At 73.3% G+C, this 11,984-nt stretch carries 4 protein-coding genes; all 4 read right to left on the bottom strand.

Going from position 1 to position 11,984, the window contains the following annotated elements:
• Positions 1-14: 14 nt before the first annotated feature.
• Entirely contained in the window at positions 15-3,605 is a 3,591-nt protein-coding gene (locus ACFVDM_RS36150) for a S8 family serine peptidase (protein WP_383650878.1), read from the bottom strand.
• Positions 3,606-3,624: 19 nt separating this feature from the next.
• Entirely contained in the window at positions 3,625-7,155 is a 3,531-nt protein-coding gene (locus ACFVDM_RS36155) for a S8 family serine peptidase (protein ID WP_383650882.1), read from the bottom strand.
• 321 nt (positions 7,156-7,476) lie between these two features.
• Positions 7,477-8,334, bottom strand: coding sequence for a sigma factor-like helix-turn-helix DNA-binding protein (locus ACFVDM_RS36160; protein ID WP_383650886.1), 858 nt, complete (start codon positions 8,332-8,334; stop codon positions 7,477-7,479).
• A gap of 221 nt (positions 8,335-8,555) precedes the next feature.
• On the bottom strand, positions 8,556-11,855 hold the full coding sequence (locus ACFVDM_RS36165; RefSeq protein WP_383650890.1) for a S8 family serine peptidase: 3,300 nt from the start codon (positions 11,853-11,855) through the stop codon (positions 8,556-8,558).
• Positions 11,856-11,984 lie beyond the last annotated feature (129 nt).

The raw sequence follows: 11,984 nt of genomic DNA on the forward strand, positions 1-11,984 counted from the left end.
CCCGTGCGGCCCTCTCAGGCGGTCAGGTCCGGGCGCTGGGTGACGCGCACCGAGGCGACCAGCGGGGTGCCGGTGACCGCGCGGAACGTGAGGTCCAGCCGGCCGTCGGCGACCTTCACCGTGAACACCTTGGTCAGGGCCGTGCGGGCACCGCCCGACTCCAGACGGATGTCCACGTCCGCGATCTTCTCGACGCCCTCGGCCAGCACGTCGAAGACGCGGGCGCCCGGCTTGACGCCCGCCGGTTCGGCGAAGCCCAGCTCCACCTGGTAGACGCCGTTGGGCACCGCGTCGAAGCGGTAGCCCTCCATGCCCTCGCGCCCCGAGCGCAGCAGCTGCTGTTCGGCGGAGCCGCTCGTTCCCGCGATGTCCTTGCGGGTGTACGTGGGCACGGTGCTCGCACCGGTGTAGCCGAAGGAGCCGTCCGCGTACGGCCGGTCCGCGCTCCAGGCGTCACCGGCCGCGTCCGTGGACGCGGTGTCCGCCCCGGTGTCGACGCCCTGCTGATAGGCGGGGACGACGAGCTTCAGCGGAATCGGGATCACCGGGGTGCGTGCGCTCTCCGAGGTGATCACCAGGGTGCCGTTGTAGACGGTGCCCGGCTTGGCGGCCGTGGTGTCGAAGGTCAGCGTGATCTGCTGCCCGTCGCCCGCACCGAGCGTGCCGGAGGCCGGGGCGGCCTTCAGCCAGCCGGCCCCGGACTTCTCCGCGACCGTGAACGCGGCCGGGGAGCCCTCGTTGATGAGCGTCAGGGTGCGTCGGCGCTGCTCGCCCGCCGGGACGACCAGCTGGTAGCCCGCCGTGCTGTCGGCCCGGACGGCGCCCGTGGTGAGGGCGGATTCGGTGCGCAGCGCGGACAGGCTGCCCAGTTCGGCCGTGCGGGCCGCCGTGGCGTAGTGCGGTGCGGTGACGGTGATCCGGTGGTCTGCCGCCGCGCCCACCGGGACCTGCGCCAGATACGCCCCGTCGGTGCGGGTGGTGGCCGTCCCCACGGCCGTGCCGTCGCGGGTGACCGTCACGGTGGCCCCTGCGACGGGCTTGCCGTCGTTGGCGTCGGTGACCGTTCCGGAGACGACGGCGTGGCCCTCGGGCCGGAACCGGATCGCCATGCCGTCGCGTACGGAGAGCTGGTTGTACGCGTAGGCGAACGCGTCCGTGCCGTGGTGGTTCTCCGCGCCGATGGTGGCGCCGGTGCCCTGCTCGAAGCCCTTCTCGCTCGGGTCGATGCCCTTGTAGTGGAAGGAGTAGGTGCCGTCCTCGCCGATCACGGCGGCGAAACCGATGCGCTGTGCGGTGTCCCGGGCGATGAGCATGTCGCGCCATTCGACGACGTACTCGCGGTGCGGGGCGGTACCGCGTACCGAGGTGTAGACGCCGGACGACGCGTCCATGGCGAGCTGGTCCCAGAACGGCGAGAGCGCGCCGTTGGGCGCGGCCTTGGCCGGCAGCGCGCTGTTGTCGGCCAGGGCGAGGTAGCCGAAGATCACCTGCCCGTCCCGGGAGACCCAGCCCTTGTCGTACGTGTGACCGTACAGGGCGATCGGGAACGGCGGGGTGATCGCGGTGTACGCCGGGGACGGCGCCGCGATGCCGAGCCTGGTTTCGCCCGTCGGGTACTCCTCGGACGCCTGGCGGCATGTGGTGCCGAAGGCGTCGGTGCGGGTGGCGAGCGAGAGGTCCCGGGTGGCGGAGCCGGTGGCGACGTCCGCCACGATGCCGAGGGCGGCGGCACAGTGGTTGAGCGGGGTCAGACCGATCCGGTAGCTGCCCACGGGCAGCGTCAGCCGGTAGGTGCCGTCGGCGGCCGTGGTGGTGCGGACCGGGGTGCCCTGCACCTTGATCGCGACATCGGCCTCGGCGCCGGAGTCGCTGCGCACGGTGCCGGTCAGGGTGCCGGTGGGGGCGGTGGCGAGCGCGGCGTCGTGCGTGGCGGATCCGCCGTCGGTGACGGTGAGTTCGGCGGTGTCGGTGACGTAGCCGAAGGCGGTGACGGTGACCTCGTACGTGCCGGAGACCAGACGCGGGAAGGCGTACGTGCCGTCCCTCCGCGTGGTCAGGGTGGCGTGCGTCGGTCCGGCCACGGAGACCTCGGCGTCGGCGGCCGGTGCGCCTGCGGCGGTCACGGTGCCGGTGAGGGCGCCGATGTGGTCGCGCGGGGCCGCGTTCACGGCGGCGTAGGCGTCGAGCCGGCCTTCGCCGTACACGTTGTTGAAGTCCACGGTGCCGCCGCAGCTGGTGTCGTCCACATCGGTCGCGGACGTGTTCAGCACGGCCTCGGTGGCGGTGATGTCACCGCGCAGGGCCGGGGCGGCCGACCAGAGCAGGGCGACGGTCGCCGCCGTGTGCGGAGAAGCCATCGACGTACCGGACTTGGCCGCGTAGCCGCCGCCGGGAACCGCCGACCGGACGTTCACACCGGGAGCCGAGATGTTCGGCTTGACGGTGCCGTCCACGCCGGGGCCGCGCGAGGAGAACGAGGCGATCCGGTTGTTGTTGTCGAAGGCGCCCGAGGCGTAGGTGTTCGTGTAGGCGCCCGGGGAGCCGGCCGTGTCGCAGTACGGCCCGTTGTTGCCGTTGGAGAACGCGGGGAAGATCCCGGCGTCGCGCCACGACTGCACCATCGCCTGGTACCAGGTGTCCAGGCTGTCGGAGCCCCAGGAGTTGTTGATGACGTCGGGGGCGAGGTCGGGGCGCGGGTTCTCGCCGTCGGCGTCGGTCGGCGCGAGCATCCACTGCCCGGCGGCCAGCAGCGCCTCGCGCGTGCAGTTCTGCGTGGTGCAGCCCTTGGCCGCGATCCAGCGGGCGCCGGGGGCGACGCCGATGGCGTTGGCCGTGCCGTCCTCGCCGACCATCGTGCCCATGGTGTGGGTGCCGTGTCCCTGGTCGTCGCAGGGCTTCGCGGTGCCGCAGGTGCGCGTCGCGTCGAACCAGTTGTACGCGTGGGCGTACGTGCCGTCGGCCTTCAGCCCCCGGTAGGAGGCGGCGAGGGCGGGGTGCTGGTAGTCGACGCCGGTGTCGATGCTGCCGATGACGGTGCCCTCGCCCCGGTCGCCGTACTCGTTCCACACCTTGGGCGCGTTGATCCGGTCGACGTTCCACTCGATGCCGTGGACCGTGGCCTCGTCGGTGCCGTTGGCCGCGGGCGGGAGCGGGATCGTGTCGTCGGCCTCGACCGACAAGACGTCGGATCGGGCGGCGATCTTCGTGGCGAGGGCCTTGCTGCCGGTGACCTTGACGGTGTTGCTGATCCAGAACGTCTCGTAGGGGGCACCGGCCTGCCGCAGCAGCGTGGTGAGTCCCTGTTGGGACTTCGCGGCGTACGCGGTCTTGGCCTTCAGGACGGCACGGCCCCGATCGGTCTTGGTGATGGCCCTCTTCGCCGCCGAGGTGTCGGCCTGGGAGTCGAGCTGCACCCAGAAGGAGACCTTGTCGTGCCGGGCGAAGCCCTGGAGCAGGGCGCCGTCCGCCTTGCTCCGCAGAGTGGTCGGCGGGACCGGTTCGGTGTCGGCGGCGACGGCCGGGAGCGCGCCCAGGAAGGGTGCGCCGAGCGTCGTGGCCAGTGCGGTGGCGAGCAGTCCCCGCCACCGGAGTCTGTGTCTGTTCATGTCCGTCCTCCTCATGGGGTCAGCTGCTCAGGTCGGGACGCTGGGTGACGCGGACGGCGTTGACGAGCGTCTTCGCGGCGCCGGTGGCGACCAGCCGGAGGTTCAGCTGCCCGTCCGTGACGGTGACCGTGAAGGACCTGGCCAGTGCGCGGTAGCTGCCGCCGGTCTCGCCCGCGATGTCGACGTCGGCCAGGTGCAGGGAGCCCTCGGCGAGGACGTCGGTGAGCCGCTGTCCGGCCGTCGCTCCGCCGAGTTCGGCGAGGTCCAGCTCCACTTCGTACGTGCCGTCCGGCACCTGGTCGAAGCGGTACTCCAGGGCGCCTTCGCGGGCGGTGCGCAGCAGCCTGTCGTCGGCGGTGTCCTCGATGGCCCTGGTGGTGCTCACCTTCGTGGACTGGCCGAGATAGCCGTACGAGCCCGCGGTGTACTTCCGGTCCGGTGACCAGACGTCGGTGGCGGTGTCGGTGTACGCCTTGGCGCTTCCCGCGTCGATCGCCGTGCGGTAGGCGGGGACGGACACCGTGACCGGGATCCTGATCTCGGGGGCCCGGCCGCTGTCCGAGGCGACGACGACGGTGCCCTTGAGGGCGGTGCCGGGTGCGACGCCGTGCGTGTCGAAGGTCAGGACGACCTTCTGCTCACCGCCCGTGGTCATCCGTCCCTGCGCGGGCGTGGCGCTGAACCAGTCGGCGCCGTCGGCCTCCGTGACCGTGTAGCCGGTGTCCGCGCCGGAGTCGGCGAGGGTGAGGGTGCGCTGCCGGCTCTCCCCCGCGGGGACGACGACGGTGGTCGCGGTGGCGGGGGTGGCGGTGACCTTTCCGGTGGCCAGGGCGGTGGAGTACTGCTCGGTGGCCCCGGTCGCCAGCGCGACGGTGCGGGAGGCGGCCGTGTAGTGCGCGGCGGTGACGGCCACGTCGTAGTCGGCCGTGTCTTCGGTCACCGGCGTCTGCACGAGGTAGGTGCCGTCGGACGCGGTGGTGCCGGTGGCGACGGGTTCGCCGTCCCGGGACACGGTGACGGTGGCGCCGGCGAGTGCCTTCCCGTCGTTGCCGTCGGTGACGGTACCGGTCAGGGCGGCGCTGCGGGTGGGCCGGAAGGTCACCGCCAGGCCGTCGCTCACGGACGCCTCGTTGTACGCGTACGTCAGGGCGTCCGTGCCGTCCGCGTTCTCGGCGCCGATGGTGGCGCCGGAGCCGAGGGCGTAGGAGCCACCGGTCGGGTTGCGGTAGTGGAAGGAGTACGTGCCGTCCTCACCGATCACCACGGAGAAGCCGAGCTTCTGGGTGCGGGCGGCGGACGTCACCATGTTGCGCCATTCCACGACGACTTCGCGGTGCGGGGCGGCGCCTCGGACGGTCCAGAGGATGTCTCCGTCGGCGTTGGACAGCTGGAGATCGTCCCAGAAGGGGTAGAGCGAGCCGTTGGGGTAGCCGGTGTACGGCAGGGTGCGGTTGGTACCGGAGTTGACCGAGGTCTCGAAGCTGAGGTATCCCTCAACGTTCGCGGCGGCCTGGCGGTACGTCTTTCCGTAGAGGGCGACCGGGAAGGGGAACTTGACCGTGGCCGAGCCCTGATAGTCGCTGGACAGGCTGAGCCGGGTGGTGCCCGTGGGGAACGCGCTGTCCCGCGTGGTGGTGCAGACGGTGCCGAAGCGGTCGGTGCGGCTGGGCAGCGCGAGGTCCTTGCCGCTCGCGTCCCCGGACACCTGGACGGCGAACGTACCGAGCGTCGCGCACCGGGAGACCGGGGTGACGGTCAGCCGGTACGCGCCTTCGGGAAGGCTGAGCGTGTAACTGCCGTCGGCCGCGGTCTTCGTGGTGGTGTCCGTGGGAGCGCCCGCCACCACGACCGTCGCGCCGGCCTCGGGTCCGGACAGGGTGCGCACGGTACCGGTGACCGTGCCCACGGGGGCGACGGCGAGGCCCAGGTCGCGGGTGGCGGTGGTGTCCTCGGTGACGGTGGCGGTGGCCTCGGCGGTGCGGTAGCCGTACTTGGTGACCGTGATCCGGTAGTCGCCGACCATCAGCCGGGGCAGGGTGTAGGTGCCCGCGTCCGAGGTGGTGGCGGTGGCGTACATCGGTCCGTCGAGTTCCACGGTGGCGCCGGCCAGCGGTGCGCCGCCGGTGGTGACGGTGCCGGTGAGGCCGCCGAGGGGGCCGCGCGGTACGGAGGCGACGGCCGCGTAGGCGTCGAGCCGGCCCTCTCCGTAGACGTTGTTGTTCTCGGCGGTGCCGCCGCACGTGGTGTCGTCCACGTCGTGGGCCGAGCGGTCCAGGAGGCGTTCGGTGGCCGCGACGTCACCGCGGATCGCCGGGGAGGCCGCCCACATCAGGGCGACGGTGGCCGCGGTGTGCGGCGAGGCCATCGACGTACCGGACATGAGGGCGTAGCCGCCGCCGGGCGCGGCGGACCTGATGTCGACGCCGGGGGCGGAGATGTCCGGCTTGACCGCACCGTCCTCACCGCTGCCCCGGGAGGAGAAGTACGCGATGTCGCCGGAGCTGTCGTAGGCGCCGGTGGCGTAGCTGTTGGTGTAGGCGCCCGGGGATCCGGCGGTGGCGCAGTCGGGGCCGGCGTTGCCGTTGGAGAACGCCGGGAAGATGCCCGCGTCCCGCCAGGCCCGGACCATGTCCTTGTACCAGGTGTCGATGATGTCGGCGCCCCACGAGTTGTTGACGACGTCGGGGGCGAGGTCCGGTCGCGGATCGCCGCCGTTGCGGTCGGTGGGGGCCAGGATCCACTGGCCGGCGGCCAGCAGCGCGTCCTGCGGACAGCCGAGCGGGGTGCAGGCCTTGGCGGAGATCCAGCGGGCGCCGGGCGCGACGCCGATCGCGTTGCCGGCGTGGTCGTCGCCGACCATGGTGCCCATGGTGTGGGTGCCGTGCCCGTGGTCGTCGCAGGGCGCGTCGCCCGCGCAGGTCCGGGTGGCGTCGAACCAGTTGTGGTCGTGGGCGTAGGTGCCGTCGGCCTTCAGACCACGGTAACTGCCCATCAGCGTCGGGTGCTGGTAGTCGACGCCGGTGTCGATGGAGCCGATGACGGTGCCCTCGCCCCGGACGCCCAGCTCGTTCCAGACCTCGGGGGCGCCGATGCTGTCGAGGTTCCACTCGACGCCGTCGACCTTCGGCTCCTGCTCGGCGGGAAGTTCGCCGGGGAGGTCGAGCATCGTGTCGGCCGCGAGGGCGGTGACCTCGGGGCGGGCGGCGATCTTCCGCGCGAGGGCCTTGTCACCGGTGACCTTGAGCGTGTTGCTGATCCAGTACGAGGTGGAGGTCGCGCCGGCCTCGCTGATCAGGGCGGCGACGGCGGCCTGGCTCCGGCGGGCCCCGGCCTTCTTGGCCGCGATGACGGCGCGGCCCCGGTCCGCCTTCTTCCGCTCCTTGCGCGCGGCCGAGGTGTCGGCCTGCTCGGCGAGCTGGACCCAGAAGGTGGTCCGGTCCGCGGTGTCGAGCCGTTCGCGGACCGTGCCGTCGGCCTTCCGTGCGTACGGGTCGGGTTGGGGCGGTGCGGCGGCCGAGGCCTGCACCACCCCGAGGAATGGCAGGCTCATGACAGTCACGAGCAAGGAGGCGACGGCGGCGCGCCGTCGTACGGGGACATGCCTCAACACACACTCTCCTTCACAGGAAGCCCGCCCAGGGGCAGCAGGTGATCGCGAGCGATGACCACACCGCAGTATGGGAGCGCCACGCGGCGTCACCGGAGGCTCAGGAGTGGCGAGTTGGCGACATGGCGCCCATTCGCCAACCGACCGTCCGGACGGGGTCCGGAGACCGCGCGGTACGCCGGGTGCCCTCGGACGGCGCACGGCGACGGTGAAGCGGCCGTCCGTGCCGCCGGACACCCCGGCCGCGCTCCAGGTGGCGGCGGATCACATCCAGTTGTTCCGCATGGCGTACCAGCCCAGTTGGAGCCGGGAGGTCACCGAGGCGAGGTCCATGAGCGCCCGCAGCCTGCGCTGGACGGTGCGGGGCGAGGTGCCGAGCTGCTTGGCCGTGGCGGCGTCCGTCAGGCCGGAGAGCATCAGCTGGAGGATCTGGCGGTCGATCGGGGCGAGTTCGGCGACCTCGCGCAGGTAGGGGCGGGAGTGGCGCCACACGGCGGCGAACAGTTCGGTGACCAGGACGGTCAGCGGCTGCCGCAGCAGCACCGCGCGGTCCGGACCGAGTTGCACCATGGCGGTCTCCCCGTCGGCGACGGCGAGCTTCAGCAGCGGACTGTCGACCACCCGGACCTGCTCCCCGCGCCGCACCCGCTCCTCCAGCGCGGCGACCGCCGCCGGCTCGGCCAGGAACTCCCGGTCGACCAGGAGCTGGTACGTCACCCCGGGGGGCGCGCCGATCCCGTCGGGCGGTCCGTCGGATGCGGCGGCCAGGGTCTTCGGGACCGGTGTGACGGTGTTGAGGCCGGTGAGGAAGGCCTGGAAGGTGTGGCGGGCCCCGGTCTCCAGCTCCAGGATCCGGCGCGCCTGCGCGGCCGGTCCCTCGACGGTCTCCACATGGACCAGCCCGTCGTCGGCGGGCCGTTCGCGGACGAGCTCGGCCACGGCGGCCTCGGCGCGCCGCAGGTCCTCGCCCAGCCGCCGGAACGCGGCGTGCAGCCGCTCCTCCCGGTCTGCCGGTCCGCCGCCGGCGGCCGGAGCGGGGGCGGGCCGGACCGCCGTGGGGTCCGCCCGGTCGGCGGTCCTCGCGGGGCGTCCGGAGTCGGGTGTGGGCGCGGGCACTGACATGGCCCCAGTCTCACCGACGGCCGCGCCGCTCCCCCGCTCCCCGAAGGGGGTCCCGGCGGGTTCCGGAGGGCCGTTTCGCCGTGCGGTTACTGGTCTGCGGGCGGATCGGCCCCTCCCGGACGGGGGTGTGGCGAAAGTACGTCATGTCGTGTCCTCGCCACCCCCGGCAGGGCGTACGGTCCGGCCGCCGCGACGGGTGGCCGGACCGTACAACGGGACGGCTAGCCGCGAGACTTGTTGACCTCGAAGGCCCGGGTGACGGTCTGCTCGACCGAGCTGCCGTCACTCGCGGAGACCGTGGCGCGCAGGGTCGCGTACGAGGCACCGGCGGGGGCGGTCAGACCGGCGTGCGGCGGTGTTCCGTTCCCGCCGTTGGTGAGCCCGACGGAGTGCCAGGTGGCGCCGTCGTCCCAGCTGACCTCCAGCCGCACCGGTCCGGTCCCGGCCGCGACGGCGCCCGGTGCCCGCTGGACCTTGACGTCCACCCGGGTGGACGCCCCGCGCGGGGCGCCGCCCGAGGCGTCGAGACCGTGCGGGGTGAAGCGGACGGCCATGAGCGGGAGGATGGTGCCCGATCCGTCGTCGGTGTCCGAGTCGAACGCCCAGTGGGCGGTCACCCGGGTGGACAGGGCCGTGTAGGCCTGGTCGCGGGTGAGGTCGGCGTCCAGGGTGTAGCGGCCGGGCCCGGCGGGGGCCGGGACGGTCTTCCCGCTGCCGACGGCGTTCCACTCACCGAGCTTCTGCCCGTCCTCGGCCAGCGTGAGCGTGCCGGTCGCGCCCCAGTCGGAGCCGCCCCGCGTGCCGTCGCCGTCGGCGAACCACGGCGTTCCGGCCCAGACGACGGAGTCCTTCAGGCGGTAGGCGGGCGCGGCCGGGAGGGCCGGGCCGATCACCGCGGCGGCGAAGTCCAGCCGGGTCGTGGCGTGCGGGCGGACGGTCTCGGTCTGCGTCGCGAGGGACTGCCGACCGGCGATCGTGGCGCGGTCGAGCCACTCGCCGGGCGTGCGGTAGTCGGTCACGGTCGACGGGAAGCGGACCGACTGGTCGATGAAGAGCGGCAGCAGCGTCCCGTCGTCCGGGGTCGCCGCGCTCGTTCCGGCCGCCGGGGTCCCCTGGGCGTTGAAGTGCACGCGGACGTCCGTCAGTTCACGGCGCTGGACCGAGAAGGCCGGGCGGGCCGGCACCTCTCCGTCCCAGGAACGGGCCACGTGGTAGAAGAACGGGCTGGGCGCCTGCGAGGAGGCGCCCTCGGCCGCGAACACGGCGAAGGTGCGGTAGCGGGCGTCCTCGTCCGCGAACGGGGTCGCGAACAGCGACTGCCCGGCGCGCTCGCCGGTGGTGACGACGCTCAGGGTGTACGTTCCGGTGCCGGCGGGCAGGGCGAGGGCCGCCTGTACGGCGGTGGCGCGGGCGGCCGGGTCGTGGACGTCGGCGCCGACCGGTGCGGCGGTGCGGGCGTCGAGGTCGACGCCGGTGTCGTCCAGCGGGGTGACGGAGGTGACGGCCATCGTGGTGGTGCGGTCCGTCCCGGCACCGCTGGTGATGGTCATGCCGACCCAGTACTGGGCCTCGGGAACGGTCACCGTGCCGGTGCCGGCGGTGATGCGGACCGGGTAGCGGTCGCCGGTCCAGCGGTTGACCATCATCGCGGAGCCGGTCGCCGGGGAGCCGTCGCGCTGCTCGGCGTGGAGCGTGACGGTGTGGCTGGGCACGGGGCTGTCCACGCCGAGGATCGTCCGGGTGACGGGCGTGCCGCCCTGCGAGGCGGTGAGGACCGCGGACCACGGGCCGTGCGGCAGCAGGGCGGCGCGGGTGGTGACGGTCGCGGTGGCGGTGCCGTGCGCGGGGACGGTGACCCGGTCGCGGTCGACGGAGAACTGCTCGGGGTTGCCGGGCTGCGCGGTGGGCGAGAGCGGCTTCTCGACGGCCAGGTCGAGCGTCGTGTCGCTGTTCCCGGTGTTGGTGAAGGTGACCGTGTGCGTGGTGTCCTTGCCCGCGCCGTCCGACCAGCCGGCCACGGTCGTCAGGTTGGCCGGGGAGGCGAGGACCGTCTGCCGGACGGCGCGGCCGGCGTCCGTGCGGCCGGTGCCCTGCTGGTAGGCGGAGCGCTTGGCGTTCGGCTCGGCGCTGTTCATCAGTGCGGTCTTGATCTGCTCGCCGGTCCAGTCGGGGTGCGCCTGGGCGACGAGCGCGGCGGCCCCGGCCACGTGCGGGGTCGCCATCGACGTCCCGCTCTTGGAAGTGTGGCCGCCGCCCATCCTGGCGGCGACGATGGAGACTCCGGGGGCGGTGAGGTCGGGCTTGACGGCGTTGTCGCTGGGGCGGGGGCCCCGGCTGGAGAACGGGGCGAGTTCGTCGTCGGCGTTCACCGCGCCCACGGCCAGGGCGGCGTTCGCGATGGCGGGGGCGCCGACCGTACCCGTGCCGAACTCCCCGTCGTTGCCCGCGGCGACCACGAAGAGCGTGCCGGTGCGCGCCGACAGGTCGTTGATGACGGCGATGGCGGGGTCCGTCTCGTCCGCGGGTCCGCCCAGGCTCATGTTGACGACCTTGGCGTGGACGGTGTTGACGGCCCAGTCGATCCCGGCGAGGAGCGCGGAGGTGGGGCAGAGGCCGGTGTTGTCGCAGACCTTGCCGACGGCCAGGGAGGCCTCGGGGGCGACGCCCCGGTAGGTGCTGTCGACACCGGCGATGGTGGAGGCGACATGGGTGCCGTGGCCGTTGTCGTCCTCGGCGCTGTCCCCGCCGAGGAAGGTGGCGGAGGTGGTCACCCGGCCGGCCAGGTCCGGATGGTCGGAGTCGTAGCCGCTGTCCAGGACGGCGACGGTCACGCCCTTGCCGGTGTACCCGTCGGACCAGGCCTGCGGGGCGTTGATCTGCGGAACGCTCCTGTCCAGGGCGATGCGCATCCGGCCGTCCAGCCAGAGCTTGTTCGCCCCTCCGGCGAGCGCGCGGCCGTTCCCGGAGGTGAGGCGCTTCCAGGTGGCGGCGGCGTCCGCGCCGCCGTGCGGGTCGAGCGCGGTCAGTCCCAGACGCGGGATCGCGCGCGCCGGCCGGGCCGCCCCGCCGGCCGCCGCACGGGCCTTCTTCGCGGCCCCGGCGCCCTTGCCGTGCTGGACGATCAGGCCCACGGCCGCGGAGGACCGGGTCCCCTTCGTGCCGTAGCCGGCGTCCAGGAGGGCCTTCACGTCGAAGAGCCGCGGGTCCAGCCGGCCCGCCGCCAGCAGCGGTTCGGCGTCCGCGGGCACGACGCTGACGTCGTCGGACCCGATGGAACTGGTGGTGAAGGCGATGTCACCGCGGCCGGGGGCCGGGGTGACCGTCGCCGCGCGGACGGCGGTACCGGTCCGCTCGACGGTGACCGTGTCGCCGGTGGGCAGCGGCACGGTGAAGGTCGTGGGCACCGCGGGCCGGGTGGCGGTGGTGCCCACGGTGCCCGGACCGGCCGCCTGTGCGGCGGTGACGGGGACGAGAGCCGCCGCCACCAGACCGGCGGCCGCGGCTATGGATCTGACCTGCATGAAGGGAACCCCCAAGGTTCACGGAGCGAGGACGCGACGCATCCTCGCAGCGCGAAGGGGGTTCAACGGAGGTACTGAGGTGGCGACTTGACGACGCGTCGTAGTTCCGCCACCGCGCGGACGGACGAA

Origin of the sequence: Streptomyces sp. NPDC057682 (assembly GCF_042799575.1) — a bacterium.
In the GTDB taxonomy this organism is placed as follows: domain Bacteria; phylum Actinomycetota; class Actinomycetes; order Streptomycetales; family Streptomycetaceae; genus Streptomyces.

Excerpts from the sequence above, each read along its gene's own strand:
- ACFVDM_RS36150 (WP_383650878.1), bottom strand. The coding sequence starts at position 3,605 with ATGAACAGACACAGACTCCGGTGGCGGGGACTGCTCGCCACCGCACTG.
- ACFVDM_RS36155 (WP_383650882.1), bottom strand. The coding sequence starts at position 7,155 with ATGAGCCTGCCATTCCTCGGGGTGGTGCAGGCCTCGGCCGCCGCACCG.
- ACFVDM_RS36160 (WP_383650886.1), bottom strand. The coding sequence starts at position 8,334 with ATGTCAGTGCCCGCGCCCACACCCGACTCCGGACGCCCCGCGAGGACC.
- ACFVDM_RS36165 (WP_383650890.1), bottom strand. The coding sequence starts at position 11,855 with ATGCAGGTCAGATCCATAGCCGCGGCCGCCGGTCTGGTGGCGGCGGCT.